Here is a 14,504-nt window from a genome sequence, read left to right as displayed (position 1 = left end):
GGCCACGAACGGAACGCAAGCGCGGGGAGGCGATGACATGGCGGGACCACTGACAGGCCTGCGCGTGCTCGACCTGAGCCGAGTGATGGCCGGGCCCTGGTGCACCCAGATACTCGCCGACATGGGCGCGGAGGTGATCAAGATCGAGCGCCCGGTGAGCGGTGACGACACGCGCCACTGGGGGCCGCCCTGGCTCGCGGATCGTGACGGCAACGAGACCCGCGAATCCGCCTACTATCTCTCGGCCAACCGCGGCAAGCACTCGGTAACCGTGGACATGGGCAAGCCCGAGGGTCAGGCATTGATCCGCGAGCTGGCTGCCGAGAGCGATATCCTGGTGGAGAACTTCAAGAGCGGCGGGCTGGCGCGCAAGGGCCTCGACTACACCACCCTGGAAGCCATCAATCCGGGATTGATCTACTGCTCCATCACCGGTTTCGGCCAGACCGGACCGATGGCCGCCATGGCCGGCTACGACTATCTGATCCAGGCCCAGGGCGGGCTGATGAGCATCACCGGCGCGGCTGACGGCGAGCCCGGCGCGGGACCGCAGCGAGTCGGCATGGCAGTAGCGGACCTGACCACCGGCATGAACGCGACCATCGCCATTCTCGGCGCGCTGCATCATCGTCACCTGACCGGCGAAGGGCAGTACATCGACATGGCCCTGCTCGACGTCCAAGTGAGCTGGCTGGCCAACCAGGCGCAGAACTACTTCTGCAGCGGTACGCCACCCACCCGCACCGGCGAATACCATCCCAACCTGGTGCCCTATCAACCGTTTCCTACTGCCGACGGCGAGAAGGTGATCATCGCCATCGGCAACGACGGTCAATTCCAGCGCTTCTGCCAAGCGGTTGGGCGGCCTGAACTGGCTGAGGACCCGCGCTTCGCCACCAATCCGGCGCGGGTGAGACATCGCCTCGAGCTGGTGCCGATCATGGTCGAGATCACGCGCAGCCGTACCGCCGCCGAGTGGATCGCGCTGCTGGGCGAGATCGCGGTGCCCTGCGGGCCGATCCAGAACATCGCTCAGGTCTTCGACGACCCTCAGGTCAAGGCGCGGGAGATGCAGATCGAGCTGGAGTCGCGCCACGGGCCGGTGCCCGGCGTGGCCAACCCGATCAAGTACTCTCGTACGCGGCTGGACTATCGCAAGGCGCCGCCGGCGCTGGGCGAGGACACCGACGACGTGCTGGCGCGGCTGCTCGACAGGGCGCCGAAGGAGATCGCCGAGTTGCGCCAGCGCGGCGTGATCTAGTGCGGATCAGCCGACGCTGACGCCGCCGCAGACGAAGAGGGTCTGGCCGGTGACGAAGCCGCTACGCGCGTCGCAGAAGAAGCTCACCGCCTGGGCGACGTCCTCTGGCTGGCCCAGGCGCCGCGCCGGGATGTTGTCGATGATGCGCCGTGCGCGCTCGGAGTCCGGCGGGTTGTTCTCCCAGAAGGCGCTGGTGGCGATGGGGCCGGGGGCGACGCAGTTGACCGTGATGCCGTCGCTGGCCAGCTCCAGCGCCCAGGTACGGGCCATGGATTGCAGCGCGCCCTTGGTCGCGCTGTAGAGGCTGCGCGCCTCCTTGCCCAGCACCACGCGGCTGGCATTGATCACGATACGGCCGTGGCGCCGCTCGCGCATGCCCGCTAGCAGCACCTGTGTGCAGACCAGGGCCGAGCGCACGTTTAGGTGCATCAGGCGGTCGAAGTCCTCCACCCGCGTTTCGTCGAGCAGTGCCGGCGCGACGATCCCCACGTTGTTGACCAGGCAATCCACGCGGTGGGAGGCGGCGATCTCGGCAAGAACCTCTCGGGTCGCTTCCACTTCGGCGAGGTCGACCAGGCGAGCGTCGGCCCTGAGCGATTCCGCCTCGGGATCGATGATATCCAGCACGAAGGTGCGATAGCCATCGCGCTGCAGGCGCAGTGCGATGGACTGGCCGATGTTACGGGCACCGCCGGTGACAATGGCACAGGGTTCGCTCATGTGGGCTCCGTTTGGCTGTTATGTGCGTTATGCGTACGTTAGTTCGCTATGGTTTCGCTCCGACAGCGGCACAGCAACCCGACCTTCGTCTCGTTAGAGATGGTGAGCCGTTCAGATGGTTTCGAAGCCGTGAAATCTGGCGACGTTCTCCACCGGCTCGCGCTCGGTGATGAAGCGGTTCTCCGCTGCCTCGGGGTCTTCGTGGCCCACGGCGATGGCGCACAGCACCAGCTCATGGTCGGCGAGCCCCAGCTGCGCGCGAATGATCCGGTGGTACCAGGCCAGGGCGGCCTGGGCGCAGGTGTGCAGGCCCTGGCCGCGGGCGGCGGTCATCAGGCTCTGGATCAGCATGCCGGCATCCATGTAGCTGCCGGTCTCAAGGCGCCGGTCGAGGGTCACGATCATGGCCACCGGCGCATCGAAGAAAAGGAAGTTGCGGCGCATCTGTGCGTGGCGCCGGACCTTGTCCTCGCGCTTGATGCCAAGTGCTTCGTAGAGACCGTAGCCGCAGCGCTGGCGCCGCTCGCGGTAGGGTTCGAACCATTGGGTGGGGTAGTAGGCGTACTGGGGGTGATGCTCCTCGCCGCTATCGAAGGCGGCGAGGATGGCAGCGCTGAGCCGGTGCAGTGCCTCGCCCGTCACCACGTGAACCTGCCACGGCTGGATGTTGTTGCCGCTGGGCGCGCGTCCGGCGACTTCGATGAGGTGGGCCAGCGTGTCGCGGCTGACCGGGTCGGCCAGGAAGCGGCGAACGGATTTGCGGCTGCGGATGGCGTCGTCGACGTGCATGGAGGCTCCTCGCGATATGGGGTTGGGCAAGAAGCCGGACCGCTGGCGGCGCGGCCCGGCAGGCGCTCAGGAAGTGACCAGATGACAGCCGCTCTGCGCCAGCGGCAGGAAGGCCTCGTCTCCCGGAATGGTACGCAGGATGCGGTAGAGGTCCCATTCGCCTTCCGACTCGGCGGGCGACTTCACCTCCACCAGGTACATGTCGTGAACCATGCGCCCATCCTCGCGAATCACGCCGTTGGAAGTGAACATGTCGTTGACCGGCGTTTCGCCCATCCAGGTGCGCAGCGTGGCCGCATCGTCGGTGCCGGTGGCCTTGATGGCGTTGAGGTAGTGCATGACGCTGGAGTAGACCCCGGCCTGGACCATGGTCGGCATGCTATCCATGCGCTCGTAGTAGCGCTGCGCCCAGGCGCGGGCCTCGTCGTTCATGTCCCAGTACCAGCCGGTGGTGAGCTGCATGCCCTGGGTGGTCTCCAGACCCAGCGCGTGGATGTCGTTGAGGAACACCATCAGTCCCGCCAGCGACTGGCCCGATTCCGTCAGGCCGAACTGCCCGGCCGTGCTGATGGCGTTGACCGTGTCGGCGCCGGCGTTGGCCAGTCCGACGATCTTCGCCCCGGAGCCCTGGGCCTGCAGCATGTAGGAGGAGAAGTCGGCGGTGTTGAGCGGATGGCGCACCTTTCCCAGCACTTGACCGCTGTTCGCTTCCACTACCTTCTCCACGTCGGCTTCCAGCGAATGGCCGAAGGCGTAGTCGGCGGCGATGATGTACCAGCTGTCGCCGCCCTCCTCGACGATGGCGCGGGCCGTGCCGTTGGACATAGCATGGGTGTCGTAGACCCATTGAATGTGGTTGGGCGTGCAGTGCTCGTTGGTCACGCTGAGCGCGGCGGCGCCGGCTACCATGCCGATCTTGTCGTGCTCGGCGAGCAGCTGGGTGGCGGCGATAGTCACCGATGAGGCGACCAGCCCGCCGACCATGTCGACGTTGCGCTGGTCGATCCACTCGCGCACGGTGTTGGCGCCTACGTCGGCACTGTTGCGGTCATCGGCGCTGAACACCTCGATGGGGGCGCCATGAATGCTGCCGCCGTGGTCCTCCACGGCCATGCGCAGTGCTTCCAGCCCGCCCGGGCCGGCCAGGTCGCGGTAGGGGCCGGACATGTCGGCGAGGTAGCCGATGCGAATCGCGTCATCGCTGATCCCGGCCTGGGCGGTGCCGGCGGCAAGGGTCACGGCCAGGCCCAGCAGGCCGCTTTTCAGGGTGAATTGGCGTTTTGCGGACATACGAACTCTCCTACCTCGTCGCATGACGAGGCTGTTTGTTGTTGGCGTTGTGGGGTCGTGCGTCGTGATGGGGGTGCGTTTGGGCTCTGGGTGGTTCAGCTCTCCTCGCGCTCGGCGTTGGGGGCTTCCTGCATGGCGATGGCCTCCAGGTCCTTCTGGAACTTGTTGAGGTAGTGCAGCAGGCTCACCGTCTCGTCGAAGGTGAAGTTGGCCAGCCCCTGGGCATAGAACTCGTGGATCTTCGGCTGCAGGCTCTCCCAGAAAGCGCGGCCCTTGTCAGTGAGCAGGATCAGCCGGGCGCGCTTGTCGTCGGGATGAGGGATGCGCTTGACGTGGTCGTCCCGCTCCAGCCGCTTGAGCACGCCGTCGAGGTTCTGGCGGCTGACGATCAGGTACTCGGTAAGCTGATTGAAAGAGATGCCGTCCTCGTATCCCTTGCGCGACAGGGCGCCGAGCACGGCCCACTGGACCGTGCTCAGGCCGACCTGGCCTACCGTCTGCTTCTGCAGGATATTGCTGGCCTGGAAGAGACGGAAGAACAGCCGGTTGGCCACGCTCTTGTCGTCCTGAATCGCCATCGATGACACTCCTTTGTCGAGCAGCGCCGCCAGGCGGGAGTCAGGGCGTCCGGTCGCGATGAGGCTGGTCATCTGGGCACCGCCTGGCGGGCGATGATGTTTTTCATGATCTGGGCGGTACCGTCGCCGATCTGCAGCCCCAGCACGTCGCGCATGCGCTGAGAGAAGGGCATGTCCTCGCCCCAGCCGGTATGACCGTGGGCAAGCATGCACTGCTTGATCACGTCGAAGGCAAGCTTAGGCCCCCACCATTTGTTCATTGCCGCCTCGCTGGTGTGGGGCAGCTCGTTGTCCTTCAGCCACAGCGCGTAGTAGCACTGCAGGCGGGCGGCCTGAACGTAGGTCTGGTACTCCGCCAGCGGATGGGTCAGGCCCTGGAAGTCGGCGAGCTTGTGGCCGAAGGCCTCGCGCTCGGTGAGCCACTGCCAGGTCTCGTCCAGCGACTGCTGGGCCACCGCCAGGCACTGCAGACCGATCAGCGCGCGGCTGTAGTCGAAGCCCTGCATCACCTGCCTGAAGCCCTGCCCCTCGTCGCCGAGCATGTGATCGGCCGGTACCGCGACATTGTCGAAGAAAATCGAGCCGCGGCCAATGGCGCGCTGCCCCGAGTCCTCGAAGCGGCTGGTGGAGATGCCGGGCGAATCCATCGGTATCAGGAAGGCGCTGATACCTGAGGCGCGCTGCTCCTGGGTGCCGGTGCGGGCGAACACCACCGCCACGTCGGCCTGGTCGGCCATGGAGATCGAGGTCTTCTCGCCGCTGAGCAGGAAGCGCTCGCCGTCGCGGGTGGCCTTGAGCTTGAGGTTGGCGGCATCGGAGCCGCCATGGGGCTCGGTCAGCGCGATACAGGCGATCTTGCGCCCGGCGGTGATGCCGCCGAGCCACTCGCGGGCCAGCTCGGGGCGGGCGTAGCGGGCGATGATCTGGCCGTTGAGCGAGGCCAGCAGCGGCAGGTAGGCTACGTTGAAGTCGCCGCGGGCAATCTCCTCGACGATGATGCCGCTGGTCACGCAGTCCAGGCCGCTGCCGCCGTACTCCTCGGGCAGTTCGCCGCCCAGGCAGCCCATCTCGCCGAGCTGGGCGACGACTTCGCGCTCGATCTGTGCCTCCTGCTCGCGGGCCCGGTAGCGTGGGGCCAGGGCATCGGCGGCCAGCCGTGCCACGCTCTCGCGTATGGCCTGCTGCTGTTCGGTAAAGGCAAAGTTCATGCTGTCGTCCTCACGTCAGGGGGCGTCACTTGTAGAATTTTCTGAACTCGGGCCGACGCTTCTCCTTGAAGGCAGCCACTCCCTCCCGCGATTCGTCGGTGTCGTAGTAGAGGCTCAGCGCCTGCATGCCCATGGCGCCGATGCCGGCGATGTTCTCGCTGTCGGCATTGAACGAGCGCTTGGCGATGGAGAGGGCGGTGGGGCTCTTCTCGAGGATCTCGTCGCACCATTGGCGCACCTCCTCGTCGAGCCTGTCGGCTGGCACCACGGCATTGGCCAGACCCCACTCCAGCGCCTGGGTGGCGCTGTACTTGCGGCACAAGTACCACATCTCGCGGGCGCGCTTCTCGCCGATCACCCGCGCCATGTAGGCGGTGCCGAAGCCCGGGTCCACCGAGCCCACCTTGGGCCCCACCTGGCCGAACACGGCATTCTCCGAGGCGATGGTCAGGTCGCACACCAAGGCCAGCACGTGGCCGCCGCCGATGGCAAAGCCCTGCACCCGGGCGATTACCGGCTTGGGCACCTGGCGGATCAGCGTCTGCAGCTCCTCCACCGGCAGGCCGATGATGCCGCGGCCGTCGTACTGGCCCTCGTGGGCGCCCTGGTCGCCGCCGGTGCAGAACGCCTTGTCGCCGGCGCCGGTGAGCACGATCACGCCCACCGACTTGTCCCAGCCGGCGCGGTTGAAGGCGTCAAGCAATTCCATGCAGGTCTGGCCGCGAAAGGCGTTGTAGCGCTCCGGACGGTTGATGGTGATGGTCGCCACGCCGTCGGTGACGTCATAGATAATGTCTTCGTAGTGCGGGGTCTGCAGTGTCATGCGGTTCTCCAGGAAAGAAGTGCTGAGGCGTCAACCCGCCATCGTCAGGCCGCCGGAAACGCTGATCACCTGGCCGGTGATGAAGTCGGCGTCGTCGCTGGCGAGCAGAGCGATGATGCCCGGGTAGTCCTCGGGCTGGCCGATGCGACGCATGGGCACCGCGTTGCGGAACGCCTCGAGCAGCTTCTCCGGATCGCGTGAGGTCTCGGCGAAGCCCTGAAGCAGCGCGGTGTCGGTGGGGCCGGGGCAGACCACGTTGAGGGTCACGCCCTTGGTGGCGAGCTCGCGGGCAAGGGTCTTGCTCAGTCCCAGCAGGCCGGCCTTACAGGCGGCGTAGACCGCCTCGCCGGAGGAGCCGACCCGGGCGGCGTCGGAAGCGACGTTGATCACCTTGCCGCCGCCGGCCTCGATCATCCGCGGCAGCACCAGGTGATGCATGTTGAGCGCGCCGGTGAGGTTCACCGCGATCAGCGACTCCCACAGCGCCGGCTCGGTCTTGAGGAACGGCATGAAACGATCGAAGCCGGCGTTGTTGACCAGCACCCGGGGCACGCCGAGCTCGGCCTCGATGCGCTCGACCGTGTCGACGATGGCGGCATAGTCGGTGATGTCGGCGCCATAGGCGCGGGCCTGGCCGCCGGCCTCGGCGATCATCTCAACGGTGCTGCGGGCGGCGTCGAGGTCGCGGTCGAGCACCGCCACCTTGCTGCCTTCCTCGGCGAAGCGGCGACATACCGCGCGACCGATGCCGCCACCGCCACCGGTGACGATGACGGTCTTGTCCTGAAGTCCTCTCATGCAGTTCTCTCTCGTTGCCGATTGGGTAAGCGGTTGCCTCGCGTCACGCCACGTTCCGGGCGGCCTGCTCGCGCAGCTTGAATTTCTGGATCTTTCCCGACGGCGTCCGCGGCAGCTCGTCGAGCACTACGAGGTGCTCCGGCTGGTACTGGCGCGTCACCTGACGCTCGCTGAGAAAGGCGGTGACATCCGCCAGCGTCAGCGACTCGACGCCCTCCTTGAGGGTCACGTAAGCGCACAGCCGCTCGCCCAGGCGCTCGTCGGGACGCCCCACCAGGGCCACGGCCTGGATCGCAGGATGCTGGTAGAGCGCGTTCTCGATATCGACGATGGGGATGTTCTCGCCGCCGCGGATCACTACGTCCTTGGAGCGTCCAGTGATGCGCACGTAGCCCTGCTCGTCGAGGCGAGCCAGGTCGCCGGTGGGGAACCAGCCCTCGGCATCGACGCCATAGAGCTCGGTCTGCTTGAAGTAACCGACGAACAGGCTGGCACCGCGCACGTAGAGCGGTCCTTCCTCGCCGGGCGGCAAAGGGTTGCCCTCCAGGTCGGTGACTTTCAGCTCCATGAAGGGCAGCGGCAGGCCGTCGGTGTGCACGGCGCGGGAGGGATCGTCGCCGGGACGGGTGGTGGTCACCGCGCCGTTCTCGGTCATGCCCCAGGCGGAAATGATCCGAGTCGGCAGGTTGCGCGCGGCCTTCTCCACCAGCGGGCTGGGGATCGGCGCGCCGGCACACATGAACAGCTTGAGCGACTGCAGCTCGGGACCGTGGGCCTCGGCCTGCTCGGCGATGTCGGCCAGGAAGGGCGTGGAGCCGAGCATCAGGCTGGGCTGTTCGGCGCGGATGATGGTGACGGCCTCGGCCGGTTTCCAGGTGTCCTGCAGTACCGCCGTGGCCTTGAGGTAAAGCGGCAGCATCAGTCCATAGAGGAAGCCGAGCTGGTGGGCCAGGGGGGAAGGCATAAAGATGGTATCGTCATTGCCCAGGCCCAGCCGGGTGGCAAAGGGACGGATGTGGCTCATCAGGGTGTTGGAGGTGTGCATCACCCCCTTGGGCTTGCCGGTGGTGCCGGAGGTATACAGCAGTTGCACCACGTCGTCGCCTGCAGGCCGACGCTCGCGGAACAGCGCGGCGGTATCCGTTTCCCGCTCCCAGGCGCGTTCGAGCAGTACCGTCTCGAAACTGTCTACGCCCTCGCCGCCTACCACCAGCACCTGCTCTAGGCTGGTGATCTCGGCCTTCAGGCTCCGGGCCATGGCGGAGTGATCGAAGCCGCGAAACACGACGGGCACGACGAATACCTTGCTCTCGGCCTGGGCCAGCATGAAGCGCAGCTCATGTTCGCGGAAGATCGGCATCAGCGGATTGAGTACCGCACCGATGCGGATGCAGGCCAGGTGCAGCGCGGTCATCTGCCACCAGTTGGGCAACTGGCAGGAGACCACATCGCCTTTCGCTACGCCCAGGCCGGCCAGGCCCGCCGCCATGCGGGTGACCTTCTCATCCAGCTCGGCGTAGGTCAGCGACTCATGAGTGCCATCGGCCATGCGGTAGGTGACAATGGCCGGGCGACCGGCGGCGCTGGCCACGGCCTCTTCCAGATAATCCGTCAAGAGCATGTCATTCCAGGCGCCTAGGGCGATCATCGCCTGCCTGCGCTCGGGAGTTAGATTCGTCTCGATAGCCATACGAGCTCCTGCTGTTGCCGTTGTTCGTTATTGTGGCTGGGCGTCGGCGGCTAGGCGTGGCCCGACGCGCCTTAAGGATTAAGCTAGGCGAGCTGAGATTTTATGTCAACACGTTGTCTTTTATTTTAGTTTGGCTAGACTTGAATCCTGATCTGAAGAGGGTGTGAAGGAGCGCCTGTGACAACAGGTTGTCAGTAATGCTGCGATGAATCTCTCATACACGACACAGCGAGACGAGCCATGAGCCGAGCCGTGACCCTGATTCGCGAGGGCGACTGCGCGCGTATCACCCTGTTCAATCCGCCGGTCAATGCCCTGACCCAGCGGCTGCGCAGCGAGCTGCGCCAGGCTTTCAACGACGCCGAGAAAGATTCGACAGTGGAGTGGATCCTGCTCAAGGCGGGGGGGCGCTGCTTCTCGGCGGGCGCCGACATGGGCGAGCTCGATCGGCTGCATGAGGCGCCATCATTGCCCGAGCTGACTCGTGCAATCGAAAACTGCGAAAAGCCCTGTGTGGCCTGGCTGCACGGGGCGGTGCTGGGCGGCGGCCTCGAGCTGGCCATGGCCTGCCACTATCGGCTAGGTCCGCCCGAGCTGCGTCTGGGGTTGCCGCAAATCGCCCTGGGGTTGATACCCTGCGCCGGCGGTACCCAGCGGTTGCCCCGGCTGGTGGGGCTCGCTTCTGCGTTGCGCCTGCTGCTTACCGGCGAGACCATCGGCGCCGCAGAAGCGAAGCGGCTGGGCCTAGTCGACGCAGTCACACCGCGGCTGCACGTGGAGGCCGAGCAGCAGGCCGAGGCGTGGAAACTGGCGGCGCAGGGGGTGAGACGAGCCCGCGAACGGCGTATCAAGGTGCCGGTTGCCGATGCGGCCGGTTGGCTCGAGAGCCAGTACCGCGTGCTGCCTGACGAGGCGCGCGACAACCCGGCCTGCGCCAGACTGTTCGAAGTGATGAATTCCGCCGTCTACCAGCCTTTCGACGAAGGGCTGCGACGGGAATGGATGCTGCATCTGGAGTGCCTGGGCTCGTCGCAGTTCCAGCAACGGGCCGAGGCGCGGCTGGCCGCTCGTCGTGGTGGGCAGCGTCGAGGCATGTCCACGCCTGCTTCCTGACTTGTCACAGCGTGTTCGCAATACTACGGACCGAGAGACCTGTCGGGCAGTCGTTAGCCCACGCTGGCGGGATCGCCTATGCTGGGCTCGGGCTGCCTGAGGTGGTCCTCATCGCAGGCAGCATACGGGCACGCAGGAAGCCAACCGATGTTACGCAGCTGGATCTACGACACTCTCATCCTCAGGCTCACCGCACGCTGGTACGCCGAAGTGCTCGAGCGGTTGCCCGAGGAGGCGGCGCTGCTGGACGTCGGGGTCGGCACGGCCGGGGCGCTGGCGGCCAACGCCGAGACGGTGAGACGCAAGGGGCTGCGCATCACCGGTATCGATATCGACGCCGACTACATCGAGCGTGCCTGGCGACGGCTCGCGGAAGCTGCCTTGGGTGAACACACCCAGGTGCGCCTTGAGTCCGTCTACGACCACGAAGGTGGCCCCTACGATGCCGTCTATTTCTCAGCCAGTTTCATGCTGTTGCCGGAGCCCGAGCGAGCGCTGCGCCACTGTACGGCGCTGCTGAAACCGGATGGCCGTCTCTATTTCACCCAGACCTTCCAGCAGCGGCCCTCCCGCGCAATGGAGCGCTTCAAGCCCATGCTCAAGCGGCTCACCAGCATCGATTTCGGCCGCGTGACCTACGAGGAGCCCTTCCGGGTGCAGCTCAACGCCGCCGGGTTGGTGCTGGAGGAGTTCACGCTGCTGGCGCGCCATGGCAGCCGGGCAGCGTGCCTGGCGGTGGCTTCTCCTCAGGGATAGCGCCCGCTGCGGCGATTTTCCACCAGCACCTCGAGGATGGCATTGGCCTCGCGCATGATCTCTGAGGGCTGCTCTCCGCGCCGACGACTGCACAGTACCGGTGAGGTGAGACCCGGGTCGGCGAGGTAGACGTAAACGATGCCGTCGCGACGGACGCGCTTGACCTGCTCCGGCACCAGAGTGATACCGATTTCCGAGGCGACCAGCGCCAGCGCCGTCTGCAGCTCGTTGGCCTCCTGTGCCACGGTGACCTTGAGGCCGCGGCGGCGGAATAGACCGAGCGTCATATCGGCCAGGCTCGGGCGCGGCTGGGCCGGAAACAACACTAGCGGATACTCGGCGAGCTGGGCCAGGGTCGGTTTGGTCTCGGCCAGCGGGTGGCCTTCGGGCAGGGCCGCCATCAGGGGCTCGTCGAACAGGTTCTCCTGCTCCACGTCGGGGTCGTCGATGCGCATGCGGCCGAAGCCCATGTCGATGCGTCCGCTCTTGAGCGCCTTCATCTGCTGCACCGTGGTCAGCTCAGCCAGCATCAGCTCAACATTATCCTTTTGTCGTAATTCCCGCACCAGCAGCGGCAACTGCCCGTAGAACACCGACGGAACGAAGCCGATGCCGAATATCCTGCGCTTGCTGCGGGCCAGGCGCTGGGTGGCGGCGACGGTGGTGTCGATCTTTTCCAGTATCTGCAGGGTATGCTCATGGAAGAGCTGACCCGCTGGCGTCAGGCGCAGCCCGCGCGCGCTCCTCTCGAACAGTTCGGCGCCGATTTCTCCCTCCAGTTGCTTGATTTGCCTTGATAAAGGTGGCTGCGCCATATGTAGCTTGGCTGCCGCCCGGGTCAGGTTAAGCTCCTCTGCCACGACGCAGAAGTAGCGCAGATGTCGCAGCTCCATGATACCTCCAGGGTATGGCTCGGGACCTAAACGATATTGGTTCGGCCGCGCCGGGGCAATCAAACTGCCACGGTATCGAAACACCGAACTCCGGAGCGCGCATGTCATCCGTCATCGAGTCCATCGAAACGCTGCTGGTCGATCTGCCGACCATCCGCCCCCACAAGCTTTCCATGACCACCATGGCCTGCCAGACGCTGGTCATCGTGCGTCTGCGCGACTCCGACGGCATCGAGGGGCTGGGCGAGGGCACTACCATCGGCGGGCTCGCCTACGGGCCCGAGAGCCCCGAGAGCATCAAGCGCAACATCGACGCCTACCTGGCGCCGCTGCTGATCGGCCGGCCGGCGGACGCCGTGGCCACGCTGCGCGCCCGTCTCGACCGCCATGCGCGTGGCAACGCCATCGCCAAGTCGGCGCTGGAGACCGCGCTGCTCGACGCCCAGGGCAAGCGCCTGGGCCTGCCCGTGGCCGAGCTGCTCGGCGGTGCGCGCCACGACCACCTGCCGGTGCTGTGGACGCTGGCCAGCGGTGATACCGCCCGCGATATCGACGAGGCCTTCCAGCGCCTGGAGCAGCGCCGCCACTGCGATTTCAAGCTCAAGATCGGCGCCAACGGCGTGGACGACGACGTGCGCCACGTGGCCGCGATCAAGGAGGCGCTGGGCGAGCGAGCCAGTGTCCGGGTCGACGTCAACCAGGCGTGGGACGAGAGCACCGCCGTGCGCGGCATCGCCGCGCTGCAGGCGGCCGGCATCGACCTGATCGAGCAGCCGATACCCGCCCGCGAGCATGCCGGTCTGGTACGTCTGGCCAATCGCTTCGAGGTGCCGATGCTGGCCGACGAGGCGGTGGCCGACGCCCGTGACGGTTTCACCCTGGCCGCAGCCGGCTTCAATGGCGCCTACGCGCTGAAGATTGCCAAGGCCGGCGGCCCGCGCGGCGCCCTGGCACTGGCCCAGGTCGCCCAGGCGGCCGGCATCGGCCTCTACGGCGGCACCCTGCTCGAGGGCACCATCGGCACCGCCGCTTCGCTGCACGCCTGGGCCACGCTGCCCGAGCTGGCCTGGGGCAGCGAGATGTTCGGCCCGCTGCTGCTCAAGGAGGACATCGTCGCCGAACCGCTGGCCTACGGCGAGTTCGGCGTCGCGCTGCCCACCGGGCCGGGGCTGGGCATCGCCCTGGATGAGGACAAGCTCGCTCACTTCACCCGCAAGTAACCGGAGGACACACGCATGCTTTTCCAGGTGGAAATGACCGTCAAGCTGCCGCCGTCGATGCCGGCCGAAGAGGCCGCCGCGATCAAGGCGCGCGAGAAGGAGTACGCCCAGGAGCTTCAGCGCCAGGGCAAGTGGCGCCACCTGTGGCGGGTCGCCGGCAGCTACGCCAACGTCAGCATCTTCGACGTGCGCGACAACGCCGAGTTGCAGGAGCTTGTCGCGGGCCTGCCGCTCTTCCCGTGGATGGAGATCGGCGTCAAGCCGCTGTGCCGCCATCCGTCCTCCATTCGCGACGACGACAGCTGAGCCGCGACGCATCACGCCAGCCCCGTAGGGCAACCAACGACAACGAGGAATGACCCATGACCGTGAAGATCTTCGATACCCCCGAGGTGCAGAACTTCCTGAAGGCCGTCTCCGGCTTCGACGAGCAGGGCGGCAGCCACCGTGCCAAGCAGATCATGCATCGCCTGCTCTCCGACCTGTACCGGCTGATCGACGATTTCGACGTCACCCCCGAGGAGTACTGGTCGACCGTCAGCCTGCTCAATGCGCTGGGCGGCCAGACCCAGTTCGGCCTGCTCTCGCCGGGACTCGGCTTCGATCACTATCTCGACATGCGTCAGGATGCCATCGACGCCGAGGCCAAGCGCAACGGCGGTACGCCGCGCACCATCGAGGGCCCGCTGTATGTCGCCGGTGCCCCTGAGGCCGAGGGCTTCGCGCGCATGGACGACGGTCAGGACCCGGACGGTGAGACCATGTGGCTGACCGGCCAGGTGCGCGACGTCGACGGCAAGCCGGTGGCCGGCGCCAAGGTGGAGATCTGGCACGCCGACTCCAAGGGCGGCTACTCCTTCTTCGACAAGTCCCAGAGCGAGTACAACCTGCGCCGCACCATCGTCACCGATGCGCAGGGCCGCTATACCGCGCGCAGCATCATCCCCTCCGGCTACGGCGTACCGGAAGGTGCCCCCACCGACCAGGTGCTCAAGGCCCTGGGCCGCCACGGCCAGCGTCCGGCGCACATCCACTTCTTCATTTCCGCGCCGGGGCATCGCCACCTGACCACTCAGATCAACCTGGCCGGCGACCCATACACCTTCGACGATTTCGCCTTCGCCACCCGCGAGGAGCTGGTCATCCCGGCGAATCGCATCGAGGACCCGGCCGAGATCGCCAGGCGCGAACTGGACGGTCCGTTCTCCGAGGTAGTGTTCGATGTCGAGCTGGCGCGCACCGAGGCCCCCGAGCTGCAGGTCCGCCACAAGCGCCCGCGGGCCCTGGAAGACGCCGAGGACCAGGCCAGCCAGTTGGCCGGCACCGCCGAGGTCTGAGCGCCCGCCGCTACCCGATCCCATCCCC

At 66.5% G+C, this 14,504-nt stretch carries 15 protein-coding genes; 6 read left to right on the top strand and 9 right to left on the bottom strand.

The window, feature by feature from the left end; all coding sequences use genetic code 11:
- Nucleotides 1-37 precede the first annotated feature (37 nt).
- Nucleotides 38-1,261, top strand: coding sequence for a CaiB/BaiF CoA transferase family protein (locus HNO53_RS19160; protein ID WP_209474348.1), 1,224 nt, complete (start codon nt 38-40; stop codon nt 1,259-1,261).
- A 6-nt stretch (nt 1,262-1,267) separates the two neighbouring features.
- Here HNO53_RS19160 and HNO53_RS19155 read toward each other — a convergent pair whose 3' ends face one another.
- From HNO53_RS19155 to HNO53_RS19120, 8 genes are all read right to left on the bottom strand, one after another.
- Nucleotides 1,268-1,981, bottom strand: coding sequence for an SDR family NAD(P)-dependent oxidoreductase (locus HNO53_RS19155; RefSeq protein ID WP_209474346.1), 714 nt, complete (start codon nt 1,979-1,981; stop codon nt 1,268-1,270).
- A 111-nt stretch (nt 1,982-2,092) separates the two neighbouring features.
- The gene (locus HNO53_RS19150; protein ID WP_209474344.1) at nt 2,093-2,770 is read right to left on the bottom strand and encodes a nitroreductase; all 678 of its coding nucleotides are present in this window, start codon (nt 2,768-2,770) and stop codon (nt 2,093-2,095) included.
- Nucleotides 2,771-2,836: 66 nt separating this feature from the next.
- Nucleotides 2,837-4,060 carry an ABC transporter substrate-binding protein gene (locus HNO53_RS19145; protein ID WP_209474343.1) on the bottom strand — a complete coding sequence of 408 codons (1,224 nt, stop codon included), beginning with the start codon at nt 4,058-4,060 and terminating at the stop codon, nt 2,837-2,839.
- Nucleotides 4,061-4,155: 95 nt separating this feature from the next.
- Nucleotides 4,156-4,710, bottom strand: a complete 555-nt coding sequence (locus HNO53_RS19140) for a MarR family winged helix-turn-helix transcriptional regulator (RefSeq protein ID WP_209474341.1) — start codon at nt 4,708-4,710, stop codon at nt 4,156-4,158.
- Nucleotides 4,707-5,846, bottom strand: a complete 1,140-nt coding sequence (gene aliB / locus HNO53_RS19135; RefSeq protein WP_209474340.1) for a cyclohexanecarboxyl-CoA dehydrogenase — start codon at nt 5,844-5,846, stop codon at nt 4,707-4,709. The genes HNO53_RS19140 and aliB overlap by 4 nt, the downstream gene beginning before the upstream one ends.
- Nucleotides 5,847-5,871: 25 nt before the next feature.
- Nucleotides 5,872-6,669, bottom strand: coding sequence for an enoyl-CoA hydratase-related protein (locus tag HNO53_RS19130; RefSeq protein WP_209474339.1), 798 nt, complete (start codon nt 6,667-6,669; stop codon nt 5,872-5,874).
- Nucleotides 6,670-6,699: 30 nt separating this feature from the next.
- Nucleotides 6,700-7,467, bottom strand: coding sequence for an SDR family NAD(P)-dependent oxidoreductase (locus HNO53_RS19125; protein ID WP_209474338.1), 768 nt, complete (start codon nt 7,465-7,467; stop codon nt 6,700-6,702).
- A gap of 43 nt (nt 7,468-7,510) precedes the next feature.
- Nucleotides 7,511-9,157 carry an AMP-binding protein gene (locus tag HNO53_RS19120; protein ID WP_209474337.1) on the bottom strand — a complete coding sequence of 549 codons (1,647 nt, stop codon included), beginning with the start codon at nt 9,155-9,157 and terminating at the stop codon, nt 7,511-7,513.
- Nucleotides 9,158-9,397: 240 nt separating this feature from the next.
- Here HNO53_RS19120 and HNO53_RS19115 point away from each other — a divergent pair, with 240 nt between their 5' ends.
- Together HNO53_RS19115 and HNO53_RS19110 are read left to right on the top strand one after the other, a co-directional pair.
- Nucleotides 9,398-10,270: an enoyl-CoA hydratase-related protein gene (locus tag HNO53_RS19115; protein ID WP_209474336.1), complete on the top strand. Its 873-nt coding sequence runs from the start codon at nt 9,398-9,400 to the stop codon at nt 10,268-10,270.
- A 147-nt stretch (nt 10,271-10,417) separates the two neighbouring features.
- The gene (locus tag HNO53_RS19110; RefSeq protein ID WP_209474335.1) at nt 10,418-11,026 is read left to right on the top strand and encodes a class I SAM-dependent methyltransferase; all 609 of its coding nucleotides are present in this window, start codon (nt 10,418-10,420) and stop codon (nt 11,024-11,026) included.
- Here the strand turns inward: HNO53_RS19110 and HNO53_RS19105 are convergent.
- Nucleotides 11,017-11,919, bottom strand: coding sequence for a LysR family transcriptional regulator (locus HNO53_RS19105; protein WP_209474334.1), 903 nt, complete (start codon nt 11,917-11,919; stop codon nt 11,017-11,019). The two genes, HNO53_RS19110 and HNO53_RS19105, sit on opposite strands and share 10 nt — an antisense overlap.
- Nucleotides 11,920-12,020: 101 nt before the next feature.
- Here HNO53_RS19105 and HNO53_RS19100 point away from each other — a divergent pair, with 101 nt between their 5' ends.
- The 3 genes from HNO53_RS19100 to catA are packed head-to-tail and all read left to right on the top strand — an operon-like array spanning nt 12,021 to nt 14,476.
- A complete protein-coding gene (locus HNO53_RS19100; protein WP_209474332.1) occupies nt 12,021-13,139 on the top strand; it encodes a muconate cycloisomerase family protein in 1,119 nt (372 codons plus the stop codon).
- A gap of 15 nt (nt 13,140-13,154) precedes the next feature.
- Nucleotides 13,155-13,445, top strand: coding sequence for a muconolactone Delta-isomerase (gene catC / locus HNO53_RS19095; RefSeq protein ID WP_159554963.1), 291 nt, complete (start codon nt 13,155-13,157; stop codon nt 13,443-13,445).
- A gap of 56 nt (nt 13,446-13,501) precedes the next feature.
- Nucleotides 13,502-14,476, top strand: coding sequence for a catechol 1,2-dioxygenase (catA, locus tag HNO53_RS19090; RefSeq protein ID WP_209474330.1), 975 nt, complete (start codon nt 13,502-13,504; stop codon nt 14,474-14,476).
- Nucleotides 14,477-14,504 lie beyond the last annotated feature (28 nt).

The organism is Billgrantia antri (genome assembly GCF_017868935.1).
In the GTDB taxonomy this organism is placed as follows: Bacteria; Pseudomonadota; Gammaproteobacteria; order Pseudomonadales; family Halomonadaceae; genus Halomonas; species Halomonas antri.
This window is presented reverse-complemented; position numbering and strand designations above follow the sequence as displayed.